Origin of the sequence: Mycobacterium sp. E735, from assembly GCF_001666955.1 — a bacterium.
GTDB lineage: Bacteria > Actinomycetota > Actinomycetes > Mycobacteriales > Mycobacteriaceae > Mycobacterium.
Genome location: NZ_LZIX01000189.1, coordinates 1 through 15,325, shown reverse-complemented (window position 1 = coordinate 15,325; position 15,325 = coordinate 1). Strand labels below are relative to the sequence as shown.

Here is a 15,325-nt window from a genome sequence, read left to right as displayed (position 1 = left end):
GACCATCCCCGGGACCACCGTGAACCGCGCGTGCGGCTCGAGCCAGCAGGCGCTCGACTTCGCCGTGCAGGCGGTCATGTCCGGCCAACAGGACGTCGTGGTCGCAGGCGGTGTCGAGGTCATGAGCCGCGTCCCGCTCGGCTCGGCCCGGGCGACCGGCATGCCGTACGGCCCCAAGGTTCTCGCCCGCTACGACGACTTCTCCTTCAACCAGGGCCTGTCGGCGGAGATGATCGCCAAGAAGTGGGGTTTTTCCCGCACCCGGCTCGACGAGTACTCCGCGCAATCCCACGAACGGGCTGCGGCGGCCCAGGACGCCGGCGCGTTCACCGACCAGATCGTGCCGGTGTTCACCGGCGACGACACGGTCGTCGCCGCCGACGAGAGGGAGTGCGGCGGGGGACCACGGTCGAGAAACTCAGTGGACTCAAGCCCGCCTTCACCGAAGACGGCGTCATTCACGCGGGCAACTCCTCGCAGATCTCCGACGGCGCCGCCGCGCTGCTGGTGACGACCGCGGAGATGGCGGTCGAACTGGGGCTCACCCCGTTGGTGCGGTATCTGGCCGGCGCGGTGACCGGCGCCGATCCCGTCCTCATGCTCACCGGGCCCATCCCTGCGACCGAAAAGGTGCTGAAGAAGGCCGGGGTCCCACTCTCCGAGGTGGGCGCGTTCGAGGTGAACGAGGCCTTCGCGCCGGTGCCGCTCGCCTGGCTCGCCGAGACGGGGGCCGAACCCGAGCGGGTGAACCCGCTCGGCGGCGCCATCGCTCTGGGGCACCCGCTGGGCGCATCCGGGGCCGTGTTGATGACGCGGATGGCGCACCATATGCGCGCCAACGGAATCCGCTACGGGCTGCAGACCATGTGCGAGGGTGGCGGGACCGCCAACGCCACCCTGGTCGAGCTGGTCCGCTAGCGACGGCGCCGCCGCGCGCCGAAAAAGGTCTCCTGCGTGACCCTTGTCGCAGCGGCCAAACTAACCTACTGTGTGTTCACTAGGTTGGTTCCGCCCGCCGATCGGCCGAAGGAGTCCGGTGCCCGACGCACGGCGTTACGACACGTTGCTCGCCAAAGGTGAGGACCGCAAGCAGCGGATCCTCGACGTCGCGCAACGGCTGCTCACCCGCAACGGCTGGCGCAGCACGACCCTGGCCCAGATCGCCGGCGAGGCCGGGGTCACCCCCGCGGGATTGCTGCATCACTTCGAGTCCAAAGAGCAGCTGCTGCATGCCGTCCTCGACGCCCGCGACCTCGACGACGACCTGCACGCCGACCGGACCGGTGATCTCTTCGCCCAGATCGCGCAGGTCGCCGACCGGTTCAGCCGGGCACCAGAACTCGTCGGAACGTTCACGGTGTTGCTGGTGGAGAACATCCTTCCCGACGCTCCACTGCACGACCGGATGCTGGCCCGGCACCGCGCCGCGACCGACATCGTCGCCGACCTCATCCGCCGCGGGCAGGCCGATGGCCGGTACCGGGCGGACGTCGACCCCGCCGTCAAGGCGGTAGAGATTCTCGCCTTCGTCCACGGAATGGAAACCACATGGTTGCTCGATCCATCGATACCGCTAACCGAGGTGTTCAAGCAGTACGCCGAGACGCTGGCGCGGGACTTCGCCCCGTAGAAGGGCCGCGCGAGGACATGAGATACCGGCTCGACGTGGTCGCGGGCACCGCGGTCGACGTGGTGCGGTTCGCCGGCGGCTGGCTCTTCGACCGGGCGATGGCGGGGTGGGACGTCACCGTGCTGCTGGCCGACCTGGCCGGCCACGCCGACGACCGGCCGCTGGAGATCCTGGGCGCCCGGGTGGTCGACCTCGAAGACGCTTTGGCGTCGGTGGAGTCGCGTCCTCGTCCCCAGGCCCTGGCCGCCGCGGCTGACCTGTTCGGATGCGACTCGCGGGTACGGCAAGGGGTGCTGCAGGCCCTGGACCACGGGGTCACCGAGGTCACGCTGTGGGGGGAGACGTGGCCCGCCGAACTCGACGACAGCGTTGGCCTGGTGCAGCACCGGCTGAGCATGGCCGCCCGCACGTTCAAGGCCCAGGCCCTGGCCGCCGCCGCTCTCCCGGACAGCTCGATCGGTCAGGTCGAAACCTTCCGCAGCGGGCTGCTCGCATGGCCATCGGTGGCCGCCGACCTGATCCCCGCCGGCTGACGGGCAGTCGGCGCCCGCGCCCGCTCCGATGCCCCCTCGTTGACGACCACCAGGCCGTATGGAAATGTAATACTCATCTGCGAGAGGCACGTTCTCACTAGCCGAGATTCAAGGAGCAGGAGATGGCGAACGAATTCTCCGAGTTGGACTTCTTCCGCGGCAGCGAGCTCATCGAGGACCCGTACCCCTACTACGAGGCGCTGCGCCGCCAGTGCCCGGTGACGCGCGAACCCCATCACGACGTCACGATGATCACCGGTTGGGACGAGGCTTGCGCGGTCCTCAACGACGCCGAGACGTGGTCCTCCTGCATCTCGGTGACCGGTCCGTTTCCCGGCTTCCCGGTGCCTCTGGAGGGTGACGACATCACCGAGCTGATCGAAAAGCACCGCGACGAGTTGCCGTTCAGCGACCAGCTGCCCACCCTCGATCCGCCGACCCACACCAACCACCGCTCGCTGCTGATGCGGCTGATCACCCCGAAGCGCCTCAAGGAGAACGAGGACGCCATGTGGGTGCTCGCCGACCAGGTACTCGACACGTTCCTCGCGCCAGGGCACGGCGACTGGATCAAGGGCTTCGCCGGCCCGTTCACGCTGCTGGTCATCGCCGACCTGCTCGGCGTGCCCGAGGAGGATCGCGACAAGTTCGTCAAGGGGATCCGCGACCATTCCGGTGGCGGCGTCGGGGGCACCAAGGGCTCGCTGGCGCACAGCCCGCTGGAATTCCTCTACGGTCTCTTCTCCGACTATGTCCGTGACCGCAGGCGCGAGCCGCGCGACGACGTGCTGACCGGGCTGGCCACCGCCACCTACCCGGACGGCTCGACGCCCGACGTCGAAGACGTGGCCCGCGTCGCCAGCAACGTCTTCTCGGCGGGCCAGGAGACCACCGTCAGGCTGCTTGGCGCGGCCCTGCAGACCCTCGGGGAGCGGCCGGACATTCAGGCTCAGTTGCGCAAGGACCGGAGCCTGATCCCCAACTTCATCGAGGAGTCGTTGCGGCACGAGAGCCCGGTCAAGGGCGACTTCCGATTGAACCGGGTGCCCGCCAACGTCGGGGGCGTCGACCTGCCGGCGGGAACCACCGTGATGGTCGTGCAGGCGGCCGCCAACCGCGACCCCCGCCGGTTCGACGATCCCGCCACCTTCGACCCGGCCCGCAAGAACGCCCGTCAGCACATCTCGTTCGGGCGCGGCATCCACAGTTGCCCCGGCGCCCCGCTGGCCCGCGCCGAAACACGGGTGGCGATCGAGCGCCTGCTCGACCGGACGTCGGATATCCGGATCGACGAGAAGGCGCACGGCCCGGCGAATGACCGCCGCTACCAATACGTTCCGACTTACATCCTGCGCGGCCTGACCGAGCTGCACCTGGAGTTCACGCGGACATGAAAGTCACCGTCGACGACCAGCGCTGCCGCGGCCACGGCGTCTGCACGACGCTGTGCCCAGAAGTCTTCAGCCTCACCGACGACGGCTACGCCGAGGCGATAGCATCCGACGTCCCAACGGAATTCGAAGCGGCCACCCAAGAGGCCATCGAGTGCTGTCCCGAGCAGGCGATCAGCAAAACCTAATCCAGTCAAGGAGATTCAGTGGCGAAAGGGTACGTCATCCTCACGGAAGCCATCAAGGATCCGGAGGGTATGAAGGCCTATGCGCAGGCGGCCGGTTCGGCGATGGCCGGGGCCACCATTCTGGCGGTGGACGCGGCTCCCCAGGTGATCGAGGGCAGCTGGCACGGCGACCAGACCGTCGTGCTGGAATTCGAATCGGTGGACGCGGCCCGCGCGTGGTACGAGTCCGAGGGCTACCAGAAGGCGGCGAAACTTCGGCAGGAAGCGGCGGACTGCAACGCCGTCATCCTTTCCGGATTCTGATCGCTACTCGCCCACAATCGAAATGGCCTGCCGCGGGCACTGACGAACGGCCTCACGAACGTCGTGTTCGTTCTCCGGGGTGACTTCCTCCTGCAAGACGGTCAGCATGTCGTCGTCGCCGAGGAGAAAGATCTCCGGGTTGATGCCCATGCAGACGCCGTTGCTCTCGCAGAGCCCCCAATCGACTTCGATCTTCTTCGTCACCGCAACCCCCTTACCGAAGCACCTTGACGGGCACGTTCTTCCAGCCCGCGACGTTTTGCATGGTTACCCGTTTGCAGCCCGCCCAGTCCACCTCGTAGCGCGGCATGAAGTCGAGGAGCCGCTCGAGCGCGATCCTGCTTTCCATGCGTGCCAGCGCGGCGCCGAGGCAGCTGTGAATCCCATACCCGAGGCCAAGGTGCTGGGCCTCGGTCTGGTCACGCTCGATGTCGAACGTGTCGGCGTCGGTGAAGGCCTCCGGATCGCGGTTGGCTGCCGCGCCACAGAGAAACACCGGCTTGCCCGGAGGGATCACGCCACCGCTGACGTGCGCCTCTTTGAGCGTGTAGCGGACGTTGTACTGCACCGGCCCCTCGTAGCGCAGCAGCTCCTCCACCGCGCCCGGGATCTTGTCGCGATCCTCCTGTAGCTTCTGCCACTGGTCCGGGTGACGGGCGAAGATCACCGCCGCGTTGCCGAGCAGCTTGGTGACGGTCTCGGCGCCCGCTCCGCCCAAAAGGGTCGCGAACCCGCAGATCTCGATGTCGTCGAGCTTGCGTAGCTGGCCGTCCTCGCCCGGGACCTCGGCCGCGATCAGGCGGCTGATCATGTCGTCCTGCGGTTCCTGGCGGCGCTCCTGCACCAGGCTGAAGTAGTACATCGCCGTGTCGATGTTGGCCTGCATGCCGGCTTCGCTGATCTCGATCTGGCCGGGTTCGTGGGACAGGCTGGTGTCGATCCAGTGGCGCACCTGCTGGCGGTATTCCTCCGGAACCCCGGCCATCCTGGTGATGACTTCCACCGGGAACGGCCCGGAGAAGTCCTGGACCACGTCGAAATTCTCCGGGTCGGCGGCGCCCAGGTACTTGTCGATCACCTCGATGACGGTGTCCCGCTGCGATTGGATCGCCCGCGGGGTGAACGCCTTGTTGAGCAGGCTGCGCATGTGGCGATGCTCGGGCGGATCCATGAAGATGATCGACTTCTGCTCGGGCGAGATGCCCCGGCGCACCATCGCCAGGTCGCAGCCGCGTGCCGAGGAATAGGTCTCGAAGTCTTTGAAAGCCGCCGCGACGTCTTCGTGGCGGGTCAACGCGTAGAAATCCTCTTTTTCGTCGTAGTACAGCGGCGCGTCCTCGCGCATCCGTCGATAGATGTCGAACGGATTGTTGTAGTAGTCCTCGGAGTACGGATCGAAGACGACCTTCGGTTTTGTCACTGAATCCTCCTCAGCGGCGAGGGCGGGCTGAAACCGTTACAGCCGAGTCGTTGACTGTAACGGTAACGGTAATACCTTCGTGACGAACCGGAAAGACCGAAACGCTGGCATCTCAAACCCCGTTCGAGACGCCGACGGCGTTGATCGCGTCATCCAGAGCGCCCAGTTCGCTGCCGAATTCCCTGGCGATGCCACGCACCACGCTGACCTCCTTCTGGACGAATTCACCGGCAACCTCGATGAACGACGCGACGGAACCGGCCGCCGCCGCGAGACCGAGGACACGACTGGTTGCGCTGCCCTGCGCCAAGGCGGCCAACATCGTCGCCTCCGGCACGCCAAGTCGCTCACCCAATCGCACGGCCTCCGCGAGCAGCCCGATATGGCCCGCGAACAACGCGTTGTTGACCAGCTTCACCTTTTGGCCGGAGCCACGCGGGCCCACGTGGAGAACCGGGTCTCCGTAGCAGGCCAGCACCGCCCGCACCCGCGCCACGGCGTCCTCCGTGCCGCCCACGAACAGCGTGAGCCGGCCGGCCGCCACGTCGTGCGGGCCGCCGCTGACCGCGGCATCGATGACGTCGATGCCTTCCGCTTGTGTGGCGACCGCGTCGATCGTGTTCGGGCCGGCGGTGGTGTGCACCACCAGCGCCGACCCGGGCGGCATGGCGGACAGCAGCCCGCCGTGCAGGCATACGTCGCGCACCTGCTCGTCGGTGAACACGCAAAGCACCACCACGTCGGCGCGTGCACCCGCCTCGACCGGGTCGCCGACCGCGCGCGCACCGAGCTGCTCGAGATCGCTTCGCTTTTCAGTGGTCCGGCCCAAGGCCCGGACGTCGTGTCCGGCCGCCACCAGTCGGGCCACCATGGGGCGGCCCATCCGTCCGGCGCCGACGAACCCGACCCTCACCTCGGATGCCCCATGAGGCCCAGCGCGGCGTCGGCCGCGTCCAGGACGGCGCCGCCGTTCGCGCCGGCTCGGTCGGCCAGGTCCACCACCAGGCGGACGTCCTTTTGCAGCAGCGTCCCGGCCACCCCGGCAAGCTGGTCCAGTCCGCCGATGCCGCCAAGGGCGTTGAGCGCGAAGCTGTTTCCACTGCTGCGCGAAACCACTTCGGTGAGACGGTCCGGGTCGACGCCGAGGGCGCCGGCCAGTGAGAGCGCGGTGGCCGCGGTGCCCAGGTGGGCGGTGAAGAGCAGGTTGTTGAGCAGCTTCGTGGTTTGACCGGAACCGAGCTCGCCGAGGTGCACGACCGGATCGGCATAGGTGGCGAAGACCGGGCGGCACCGCTCGACGACGTCGGCGTCGCCGCCCACCATCACCAGCAGGCGCCCTTCGGACGCGGCTCCCCCGCCCCCGCTCACGGGCGCGTCGACCACCGAAATCCCTTTGGCCGCGGCTTGGTTCGCCAGTCTCCGGCAGGTGTTGGGATGCACGGTGCTGTGGATCGCGATGACACCACCCGGCTTCATCGCGGCCAGCACGCCGCCCTCACCCGACGTGATCTCCTCGATGTCTGCATCACCCACGACGCAGAGGCAGACCAGATCGCTGGCCGCGGCGAGCTCGGCCGGTGACTCGGCGATCTTCGCCGCGGTGTCGGCGAACGCCTCGAGGGTTGCGGGTCGGCGTGCCCACAGCGTCGTCTCGTAGCCGCCCTCGACGATCCGCCTCGCCATGGGGCCGCCCTGACTGCCCAGGCCGATGAATCCGACCCTCATCCGGTGGCCTCTTCCGAACCCGATGCCGTCACGCATTCGTCGACGAACGCGAGGACCTCCGCGTGATAATCCGCGGCGGTGTGGCCGAGGCTGATGTTGTGCCCCGCCCCGGGCTGCCGGTGCACGGTGAAGCGCGGCGCGGCGGAGAACATCGCGGTGATCTGCTGCACCGCCGAATCGTCGGCCTGCCAGACCTTCTCGTGTTCGGCGATGCTGAAGTGGACAGGCACCCGCACGGCCGGGGCCAGCGTCGGGAAAGTCTGGCGCGCCCAGTCCGACACCATTTGGTCCTCATACGAAGGCGCAGAAGGGGACACCGTCGCGCCGCCGAGAACCTCGGGCGGATACAGGTGTTCCGGGCTCCACAGCAGCTCGCGCATGCCCGGTGGACGTCGTTCGCGGGTCGCCGTTTTGAGTATCTCCTTGGCGGCGGGGTGGTAGTGCCGACCGGTGCCGGCCAATTCGATGCCGAGCAGATCGGCACCGCGCTCGTCGGCGGCCATCCGCATCGTCAGCTCGCAGCCGCCCGAATGCCCCATCACGAACAGGCCCGCGCCCCTTGATCGTTCACCGATGATGCGCTCGACCGCACCGTACGCCAGGTTGACGCGCTGATCGCCCTCGGCCATCGCCTCCGGATAGGGCGCGGAGCTGCCGTAGCCCGGCCGGTCGATCGCCACCACGGTGAATCCGGCCGCCGCGCCGGTCCGCAACAGCGAATACGACGGATGCCCCGGACAGTCGAAATACATTGCGGTGGTTCCGCCGCCGTGGATCGCCACGATCACGGCCTTGGGTTCGTCGGCCTCGGCGACCAGCGCCGACATCGGTACGCCGTTGACGATCACCAGCCGGGGCCGCGGCGTTTTCATGCGTCGGCCCGCAGTAAGAGCACCCCGCTGGGGGTGAGGCCGCCGCTGCTGACCACGCCGACGCGGGCGTCGGCGACCTGGCGATCGCCGGCCTCCCCGCGCAGCTGGGTGATGGCCTCGTGGACGAGGCCCATGCCATGGGTGCGCCCGTGCGACAGCTGGCCGCCGTGGGTGTTCAGTGGCAGCAGGCCGTCACGGGCGATGTTCTTGCCGCCGTCCAGGAACTCTTTGGCCTCGCCGATTCCGCAGAATCCCAGCGCCTCGATCCAGGACAAACAGTTCATGGTGAAGCCGTCGTAGAGCTCGGCGACGTCGACGTCGTCGGGGCGCAGGGAGGTTCTCGTCCACACGTGCGCCGCCTGACCCAGCACCTGCGGTTCGTGGGTGAGAGTGCTTTGGTCCCAGTCGATTCGCTCGATGATCTGCGTGCCCACCGCCTCGACCAGGACAGGTGGTTTGGCGAGGTCGCGCGCGGTGTCGACGGCGGAGACGATGACGGCGATCGCGCCGTCGCAGGGTACGTCGCAGTCATAGAGGCCGAACGGCGTGGTGATCGGCCGCGCGTTGAGGTAGTCGTCCATCGTCATCGGCGAGCGGTAGATGGCGGTCGGGTTGAGTTCGGCGTTGGCCCGCTGATTCAGCGCGATCCAGCCCAGCGTCTCTTTAGTGGTGCCGTAGCGGTGAAAGTGCCGCTGCGCGTTCATCGCCAAGGTGTGCGCCGCGGAAGTCGCCCCGAATGGCATCTGCCAGCCCGACATCCGGCCCGCTGAACCATGGGTCGGGCTGATTTTGCCCTGCTTCATCAGCTCGCCGTGGGTGGCTTCCCACACCGTCCGGAAGCACAGCACGTGCCGGGCCAGCCCGCAGGCGACCGCAAGCATCGCGGCGATCAGGGAGCCACCCGGGCCGAACGTTTCCATCGCGCCGTTGTGCCAAGTCGGCCGGATGCCGAGCGCGGCCTCGAGGGCGGTGGTGCCCCCCTCGCCCATGCCCGCCACGGTGATGGCGCCGGGATAGGTGGACAGGCCGTCGATGTCGGCGAATGTCAGGCCGGCGTCGGCGATGGCCGCTTCGCACGCCTGCACGGTCAGCGCCAACGGGGGCTGCATCAGCCGGCGACCGATCGGCGACATGCCGATCCCGGTCAGTGCGACCTTGTCTTCGAACTTCTCCCGGGTGAGCATGGGGCGCACGTGTTCGCCGAAGCGCTCCGGCGCTATCTCATCGGTGGGCAATGGGCCGGCTTCGGCATCGTGTACCGGCCGGAACAATGGAAACCACACGTCCTCGACGTGTTCGAAGACAACCTCGACCTGTTGGCCGAGTTCGAGCCGATCGGGCTCGCACTCGATGATGTTGGTGGTCAACCGAATCCGCGGATCTTCGGCGATCGCCACCTGCGCGATGACGTAGGGCGCGGCCAGCCCGGGCAGGCTGAACCGTTCGTTGATGGTGAACCCGGCGAGCGTTGCCCTGCCGGAGACCGCTCGCACCCCGACATCGGTTGAACGGCAATACCGGCACACCGGCGCGGGCGGATGGATCAGGGATTGGCAGGCCTGGCACTCCTGCAGGCGCAGTCTGCCGTCGGCTCCCGAGGTCCAAAAGAACTCGTTGTCCTGCGTGATCAGGGGCAGCGGTCGGCCCGGTGCTGCTGACACGTCACCTCCGCGCATCGAGCGGGTCCAGGGTGCGGCTTGGTAGGACCGTTATACGAATTGGAGAATTACGTTATCACTCGTACGCAGGTGCGATCGAGACGGTATTGGTCTTGTTTCCGGGGACGGTGGCCGCCGCCGGGACGACCGGTCAGTAGGGCACCCAGACGCCGGTGAAATAGGTACCCCACTGGTGAAAGCCGGCATTCCACATCGGTTCGTTCGGTGACCACCATGGCCGCGGTGGTGGTGGCGGCGGCACGTCCTGTGCGGCGAATGGCGGCGCGTATGGCGGCGGCAGTGTGTACCAGTCCGGTAGGACCGGTGGCGGCGTGCACTCGAGCGTCGCCGGATTGAACGACATGTTGCGATCGCAGTCCGCCGAGCTGATTCCCGGCGTCGCGATCACCGCGACGGCCGCCGGTGCGAGCGCGACCGCTATGACGGCGGTCAGGCGACGAATAAACCACCTCATCGTGTGCCTCCCGATGGGCCATCCTGGCTGGTTCAGCTTATTCCGTCGAGACCGCCTAGACCATGGTCAGGAAGTTTCGCGGCACCCCGTTCAGCGGGTGAATCCCCACTCCGCCTCGTTCTCTTCGGTTTTGAGGTGCTCGGCCGGATCTTCCGCATCGGTGAGTGGTGGGTGCGCGGCGGGCGAGGTGCGTTCCCCGATTTCCGCGATGGCGTGCACCGGGCAGTCCATCAGGGCGCGCATCACCGCGTCGCGGTCCGACTCCGCCACGGTGCCATCGCCGATGAGGGAGGCGTAGCCCCAATCGTCCAGCGAGAAGTATCCGGGCGCGTACTTGGCGCAGATGCCGAAACCGTCGCAAACCGTGCGATCCAAGCGGATTTTCATGCTTGCCTCGCAGCCTCCGCCTCGTAGGGGCGGTCGCTGCGGAACGCGCCGCGAGAGCAGGCCGGGCACGTGCCCTCCAGGTGCGTGGTCACTTCGCCCGGGAACTGCGCCAGCAGGCTGGCGGCCACATTCGTGGCGGCGTCCAGCGTCGCGCAGGCGCCCCGCCCACGCAGCAGCACCGACCAGCGGCGCAACCGTTGGAGGTCCTCTGCCGTTGCGGCGCCGTCGCGCAACGCACCGGCGACGGCCGCCATCGCCGCGGTTCCGTTGAAGCATGACCCGCATTGGCCGGCGTTCTCGCGGTCGAAGTAGGCCAGCACCGACGCCGCGACCGCGACGGGGCAGTCGTCGGTGATCACCGAGACCGCGCCGCAGCCCAGGCCGCTGCCGAGGCGCCGCATCGTCTCGTGATCCAGGGTTGTCTCGAGCACGGAGCGGTTGAGCAGACCGGCGAAATAGCCGCCCATCAGCGCTCCACGCACCTGGTCCGGCGAAACGCCGTGCAGCGCGAGGAGTTCGGTGAACGGCAGGCCGAGCGGAAGCTCGTAGAGCACCGGCGGCCGGCCGGCGCCGGTTACGGTGGCCAGGAACGTGCCCGGGGATATCGACGTGCCCTGCGAGCGGAACTTCGTCGAGCCGTGGCCCTGCAGGAAGGGCAGATTGGCCAGCGTCTCGACGTTGCTCACCAGCGTGGGCCGTTCGTCGACGCCGGATTCGAAGGGGCGTGGCGGCTTGTCGGTCGGCTTGGCCGGGCCGCCGTTGAGCGCGCGGACGGCCGCGGTCTCCTCGCCGGCCACATACCCGGGTTGCACGGCCAACAGCCCGACCGTGACGCCGACGGTGCCCGGATCGAGCTCGCCGAGCGCGGTCTGGACGCTGTGCGCCGATTCCGGGTCGGACACATATACATAGGCGCGGCCGGCGCCCACGACCGCCGCGGCAAGTCGAAGGCCGTCCAGCACCAGATGTGGACGGTTGCGCAGCAGCCACCGGTCTTTGATTGAGGCCGGTTCTCCCTCTTCACCATTCGCGACGACCACGGCGCCGCCGGCAACGCGGCCGTTATCGCGCACCGTGCGCAACTTGATCGCGAGGGGGAAGGCCGCGCCGCCCCGACCGACCAGCCCGCTGACTTCCACTTCGCTCAGCAATCCATCGGCGTCGGCGAGCGGCCGATATCCGCCGCGCTCTCGATACGCCGCGAGATCCTCGGGTGTATGGCCGGTTCGTCCGAAGAGCAATCGGGGTTCGCAGCCGGGGGAGGTGGCGGTGGCGATGGGGGTGGATTGCGCGGTGCTCACGGCCGGCCTGCCATCGTCTTGGTTACGCTTGCGCACGTGCGAACTGCGGTGGTACGCGTCAACGTCGACCCGGAAAGCGTGTCCACGGCGGCGCAGCTACGAGACGGCATGGCGGCGCTCCTTGAGCTCGCGGCGCAAGCGGGCGTCGGCGTGGTCGAGAACGATCTCGTGGCCATGCCCGCGGGGCGCCGCGAAGTCGAATTGTTGATCGCCGCTGAAGACGGCGACGCGGCCAGGCACGTGGCAATGAACCTGTGCGCCAAGGTGTTCGGCGGCACGCCGGTACCGGGGGTGGTCACCTTCATCAGCCGCGGAACCGACGACGACGCCCACGGCGTGCTGTCCGGCTTCGGGCTCGCGGGCGACATCGAGCGGACGCCTGGTGACGACGGATTCGACATCGTGTACGTGACGCTGCGGGAGTCCGACCTGGAACGCATCCCGGAGAGCCGCGTTCACACGGCTCTGGAGGCGTCGCTCAACTGCGAGGTCCACATTCGCACCGTCTAGCGCCATCACGAGCCCAGGAATTCGAGGATCGGGGGCGCCGCCTGTACCCACGTGTCGAACATGTTGAAGTGCTGGACCCGGCCCGCCGCACGGTCCTCGGATGCGCGTTCCCACGCATCCTCCGGCCACGGCGGGTCGATGAGCTTCGATCCCTTGATCAGGCAACTGACCTCGAGCGACGTCCGCTTCGGGTGATCCATGTCGTTCTCGCCGCCGCGAATGATCAACGTGGGGACCTTGATTCGGTCGAACATCTCGTCCTCGACGCCCGGGATCGTCTGTCCGGGCTTGGAGACGAACGCGTTCAGCCAGCGCAGCATCACCTTGAGGAATTCGTCTTTGTCGAAGTCGAGGAACCGCTGCTTGTTGTCGGGGTTCTGCTCGATGCGGTCCCGCCATTCGGCAACCTTCACCACGCCGTCCATGCCGGTACCGCGGACCGCGAGGATGCTCGGGATGATGTAGAAGGAGCCGAGTACGAAGGTGCCGTAGATGCCGCCGACGATGTTCCACACCACCAGCTTGGTGACCATTTCGGGGTAGAGCATGGTGGTCAGCATGGAATCCCGCGCCCCGCCGGATCCCCCGGCGAGGATGCAGCGCTCGAATCCCAGCCCCGTCACCAGCTTGTGCAGTGTCTCGGCGCGCATGTGTGATTCGCTCTGGCCGTAGAACTGCACGTCGGAAGCGCCGCAGTTGGGCCGGTCCCACAGCAGCACGCGGTAGCCGCCGGCGGCCAGCGCGTCCGCGAGCGGCCGCAGGCCCTCGATCTCCTTGCTGAACCGGCCGCCCGGCGTCAACGCGATGAGATCCCCTGAGTCACCGAGGATCTCGTAGACGACATTTCCCCCGTTGATCTCGATAGAAGGCACGCGATTTCTCCTGTGTTAGGCCTGCACCAGAACGTCGTTGCCGACGATGCGCACCGGGTAGGTGCGGATACTCCATTCCGGTTTGACCGCTGTCGTCCCGGTGGCCAGCTCGAAACCCCATTGGTGCCAGGGGCAGTAGATGTACTCCATGTCGCGCACCATCACCGAGTCACCGGGCGCGGTTTCGTCGACGATCGTGCGCCCCCTCGAGCGGCCCGAGCACAACGGACCGCCTTGGTGCGGACAGTAATTCGCGATCGCATAGAAGCTGCCGTTGACGTTGTACACCCCGACGCCGTGCCGGCCGATGGGGACGAGCTTGTGCTTGCCCGGCGGGATCTCGTCCACGGTGGCAACGACATGCTCGCGGCCCTGGGCGAGACGGGGCTCGGGCCGTTTGGCTTGTTCGGTCAACTCAGAGCACCCGGGTCTGACCCTCGAGGACCGGGACGGTCTCCGGCAGGTGGTAGGTCGCAATCCCGTTCTTGTACATCACCGCGTCGCGGGCGTGCTTGGGAAGGTGCTTGACCAACCAGCGGGGGTCGTCGAACGTCCAGTGCGGGTAGTCCGAGGAGAAGAGCAAGATCTTCTCGCACTCCATCCATTCCAGTGCGCGGGTGAGCTCCGTCTTGTCCTCGGGGTAGTCCAGCGGTTGGGTGGTGAACTTGATGTGGTCCTTGACGTACTCCGACGGCTTGCGCTTGATGTCCACCCACGACTTGCGCGCTTCGTAGATCGCGTCCATGCGCCACATCAGCGGCAGGATCCAGCTGAATGCGTGCTCGACGAAGACGATCCGCAGCGACGGGAACCGGTCGAAGACGCCGTCGAAGATCAGGCTCATCACCTGATTGGCGGCCAGCAGCGAGTAGGTCACCATGAAGTCGTGGTTGTAGCTGGGGAAGCCCACCGGCGGGATCGGTAGCTCGTCGTACTGGCTGCGCGACAGGTGGCAGCTCACGGTGATGTCGTGCTTGGTGGCCGCGGCCCAGATGGGGTCGTATTTGGGATGGCCCCAGGACGGCTTCGGCTCGGCCTTGATCAGTATCTGCGCCATGAACGGATGCCCGGCCCAGCGCTCGATTTCGCGCACGGACGCTTCCGGCTCTTCGATGGCGAGGCAGATCGAACCGCGCCACCGTTCGTGCCAATTGTTGTGGCTGTCCAGCCAGTGATTGGCCTGCCAGTCGTTCAGCGCGTACGACATCGCGTGCTGGGCCTCGGGCAGCCGCGCCGGGTAGGCGGCCGGCTCCAGGATCGCGATGTCGGAGCCCGCCTCCATGATGAGTTGGCGGAACGCCATATCCGGGTCGCTGCACGGGAATTCGCCGTTGGCGGGGAAGGAGTCCACGCGCATCGCGTACGAGTGCGCGTAGTCCGGCGCGTCGTAGTAGATCAGCTCACCCACGTTGCGGTTGAGAAAGTACTTGCTGCGCCAGGGCTCCGGGATGTACGGGACCAGCTCGCCCCGCTTGGGCGCGGGGTGGACGTCCGAGTCGACGCAGCGGACGGCTATGCGCTCGGTCGCGGGGACCCGCTCCTGCGAATGGGTCAACGTCATGGGGAACTCCTCGGTCTCACGTCCTGCTTCTACTGTGCGCCCACTTCGGCGGGGATGTCTATGCCGTAGAGCCGCGCCGCGTTGCGCCAGCAGACCTTGTCGCGCTGCTCGGCGGAGAGCGCCCTTGGCAGCTTTTTGGCGTCGCCGAACTGCCAATGCGGGTAACTCGAGCCGAACATCACCATGTCGTCCTTGCCGGTGAAGCCGAACCATTCGCCGGCGAAATCGACGTCACCGGGGCCGTCGAGGCTGCCCTGGACGAAATAGACGTGCCCCGGGAGGTAATCGCTGGGGATGCGCGGCGCCCAGGGCGTCTGCTCCAGGTGGGGCCGGCCGAACGTGTCCATCCGCCAGATGAACGGCGTGATGAAGTCGGCGGCGCCGTCGGCCCAGACGAACTTCAGGCCGTCGAAGCGCTCGAACACGCCCTCCGGCAACACCCGCACCTACGAGCAATACGTCAGCTTCATGGCGCTGAATTACATCTACCACCAGATGA

The 15,325-nt window shown here is 67.3% G+C and carries 18 protein-coding genes and 2 pseudogenes; 7 read left to right on the top strand and 13 right to left on the bottom strand.

The window, feature by feature from the left end; translation table 11 throughout:
* The 6 genes and pseudogenes from A5704_RS14805 to A5704_RS14780 form a co-directional block, all read left to right on the top strand.
* Nucleotides 1-918: pseudogene (locus A5704_RS14805) on the top strand (acetyl-CoA C-acyltransferase); the annotation flags it as partial.
* Between the two features lie 118 nt (nt 919-1,036).
* Nucleotides 1,037-1,630, top strand: coding sequence for a TetR/AcrR family transcriptional regulator (locus tag A5704_RS14800; protein ID WP_067758417.1), 594 nt, complete (start codon nt 1,037-1,039; stop codon nt 1,628-1,630).
* 17 nt (nt 1,631-1,647) lie between these two features.
* Nucleotides 1,648-2,163, top strand: coding sequence for a hypothetical protein (locus tag A5704_RS14795; protein ID WP_067758420.1), 516 nt, complete (start codon nt 1,648-1,650; stop codon nt 2,161-2,163).
* A gap of 122 nt (nt 2,164-2,285) precedes the next feature.
* Complete coding sequence (locus A5704_RS14790) at nt 2,286-3,557, top strand: cytochrome P450 (RefSeq protein ID WP_067758423.1); 1,272 nt, start codon at nt 2,286-2,288, stop codon at nt 3,555-3,557.
* Entirely contained in the window at nt 3,554-3,742 is a 189-nt protein-coding gene (locus A5704_RS14785; protein WP_067758425.1) for a ferredoxin, read from the top strand. Before A5704_RS14790 ends, A5704_RS14785 begins: the two co-directional genes overlap by 4 nt.
* Nucleotides 3,743-3,811: 69 nt before the next feature.
* Complete coding sequence (locus A5704_RS14780; RefSeq protein ID WP_231969117.1) at nt 3,812-4,045, top strand: DUF1330 domain-containing protein; 234 nt, start codon at nt 3,812-3,814, stop codon at nt 4,043-4,045.
* Between the two features lie 3 nt (nt 4,046-4,048).
* On the opposite strand, the gene A5704_RS14775 is transcribed toward A5704_RS14780, so the two are convergent.
* The 9 genes from A5704_RS14775 to A5704_RS14735 all read right to left on the bottom strand — a co-directional run bounded on the left by A5704_RS14775 (nt 4,049) and on the right by A5704_RS14735 (nt 11,883).
* Nucleotides 4,049-4,249 carry a ferredoxin gene (locus A5704_RS14775; protein WP_007168596.1) on the bottom strand — a complete coding sequence of 67 codons (201 nt, stop codon included), beginning with the start codon at nt 4,247-4,249 and terminating at the stop codon, nt 4,049-4,051.
* A 10-nt stretch (nt 4,250-4,259) separates the two neighbouring features.
* Nucleotides 4,260-5,465, bottom strand: a complete 1,206-nt coding sequence (locus A5704_RS14770) for a cytochrome P450 (protein WP_067758435.1) — start codon at nt 5,463-5,465, stop codon at nt 4,260-4,262.
* A 112-nt stretch (nt 5,466-5,577) separates the two neighbouring features.
* Nucleotides 5,578-6,378: an NAD(P)-dependent oxidoreductase gene (locus tag A5704_RS14765; RefSeq protein WP_082954875.1), complete on the bottom strand. Its 801-nt coding sequence runs from the start codon at nt 6,376-6,378 to the stop codon at nt 5,578-5,580.
* Nucleotides 6,375-7,190, bottom strand: coding sequence for an NAD(P)-dependent oxidoreductase (locus A5704_RS14760; protein WP_067889613.1), 816 nt, complete (start codon nt 7,188-7,190; stop codon nt 6,375-6,377). Before A5704_RS14760 ends, A5704_RS14765 begins: the two co-directional genes overlap by 4 nt.
* Entirely contained in the window at nt 7,187-8,062 is an 876-nt protein-coding gene (locus A5704_RS14755) for an alpha/beta hydrolase (RefSeq protein ID WP_067889610.1), read from the bottom strand. Before A5704_RS14755 ends, A5704_RS14760 begins: the two co-directional genes overlap by 4 nt.
* The gene (locus tag A5704_RS14750) at nt 8,059-9,738 is read right to left on the bottom strand and encodes an OB-fold domain-containing protein (RefSeq protein WP_197508492.1); all 1,680 of its coding nucleotides are present in this window, start codon (nt 9,736-9,738) and stop codon (nt 8,059-8,061) included. The genes A5704_RS14755 and A5704_RS14750 overlap by 4 nt, the downstream gene beginning before the upstream one ends.
* Before the next feature lie 133 nt (nt 9,739-9,871).
* Nucleotides 9,872-10,195, bottom strand: a complete 324-nt coding sequence (locus tag A5704_RS14745) for a hypothetical protein (RefSeq protein WP_067760143.1) — start codon at nt 10,193-10,195, stop codon at nt 9,872-9,874.
* A 90-nt stretch (nt 10,196-10,285) separates the two neighbouring features.
* Nucleotides 10,286-10,582 carry a ferredoxin gene (locus tag A5704_RS14740; RefSeq protein WP_067760141.1) on the bottom strand — a complete coding sequence of 99 codons (297 nt, stop codon included), beginning with the start codon at nt 10,580-10,582 and terminating at the stop codon, nt 10,286-10,288.
* Complete coding sequence (locus A5704_RS14735) at nt 10,579-11,883, bottom strand: NADH-ubiquinone oxidoreductase-F iron-sulfur binding region domain-containing protein (protein WP_067760150.1); 1,305 nt, start codon at nt 11,881-11,883, stop codon at nt 10,579-10,581. Before A5704_RS14735 ends, A5704_RS14740 begins: the two co-directional genes overlap by 4 nt.
* A 48-nt stretch (nt 11,884-11,931) precedes the next feature.
* Here A5704_RS14735 and A5704_RS14730 point away from each other — a divergent pair, with 48 nt between their 5' ends.
* Nucleotides 11,932-12,393, top strand: a complete 462-nt coding sequence (locus A5704_RS14730; protein WP_082950157.1) for a hypothetical protein — start codon at nt 11,932-11,934, stop codon at nt 12,391-12,393.
* Nucleotides 12,394-12,398: 5 nt separating this feature from the next.
* Here A5704_RS14730 and A5704_RS14725 read toward each other — a convergent pair whose 3' ends face one another.
* The 4 genes and pseudogenes from A5704_RS14725 to A5704_RS14710 form a co-directional block, all read right to left on the bottom strand.
* A complete protein-coding gene (locus tag A5704_RS14725; protein WP_067760135.1) occupies nt 12,399-13,265 on the bottom strand; it encodes an alpha/beta fold hydrolase in 867 nt (288 codons plus the stop codon).
* 15 nt (nt 13,266-13,280) lie between these two features.
* Nucleotides 13,281-13,679 (bottom strand): Rieske 2Fe-2S domain-containing protein, encoded by a 399-nt coding sequence (locus A5704_RS14720; RefSeq protein WP_067760133.1) that lies wholly within the window; start codon nt 13,677-13,679, stop codon nt 13,281-13,283.
* Between the two features lies 1 nt (nt 13,680).
* On the bottom strand, nt 13,681-14,826 hold the full coding sequence (locus tag A5704_RS14715) for an amidohydrolase family protein (RefSeq protein ID WP_067760130.1): 1,146 nt from the start codon (nt 14,824-14,826) through the stop codon (nt 13,681-13,683).
* A gap of 29 nt (nt 14,827-14,855) precedes the next feature.
* Nucleotides 14,856-15,260 (bottom strand): annotated as a pseudogene (locus tag A5704_RS14710) (amidohydrolase family protein); the annotation flags it as partial.
* Nucleotides 15,261-15,325 lie beyond the last annotated feature (65 nt).

What these genes read in the sequence shown, in the direction of transcription:
- A5704_RS14795 (WP_067758420.1), top strand. Translation starts at nt 1,648, where the DNA reads ATGAGATACCGGCTCGACGTGGTCGCGGGCACCGCGGTCGACGTGGTG.
- A5704_RS14790 (WP_067758423.1), top strand. Translation starts at nt 2,286, where the DNA reads ATGGCGAACGAATTCTCCGAGTTGGACTTCTTCCGCGGCAGCGAGCTC.
- A5704_RS14785 (WP_067758425.1), top strand. Translation starts at nt 3,554, where the DNA reads ATGAAAGTCACCGTCGACGACCAGCGCTGCCGCGGCCACGGCGTCTGC.
- A5704_RS14780 (WP_231969117.1), top strand. Translation starts at nt 3,812, where the DNA reads ATGAAGGCCTATGCGCAGGCGGCCGGTTCGGCGATGGCCGGGGCCACC.
- A5704_RS14760 (WP_067889613.1), bottom strand. Translation starts at nt 7,190, where the DNA reads ATGAGGGTCGGATTCATCGGCCTGGGCAGTCAGGGCGGCCCCATGGCG.
- A5704_RS14755 (WP_067889610.1), bottom strand. Translation starts at nt 8,062, where the DNA reads ATGAAAACGCCGCGGCCCCGGCTGGTGATCGTCAACGGCGTACCGATG.
- A5704_RS14750 (WP_197508492.1), bottom strand. Translation starts at nt 9,738, where the DNA reads ATGCGCGGAGGTGACGTGTCAGCAGCACCGGGCCGACCGCTGCCCCTG.
- A5704_RS14745 (WP_067760143.1), bottom strand. Translation starts at nt 10,195, where the DNA reads ATGAGGTGGTTTATTCGTCGCCTGACCGCCGTCATAGCGGTCGCGCTC.
- A5704_RS14740 (WP_067760141.1), bottom strand. Translation starts at nt 10,582, where the DNA reads ATGAAAATCCGCTTGGATCGCACGGTTTGCGACGGTTTCGGCATCTGC.
- A5704_RS14715 (WP_067760130.1), bottom strand. Translation starts at nt 14,826, where the DNA reads ATGACGTTGACCCATTCGCAGGAGCGGGTCCCCGCGACCGAGCGCATA.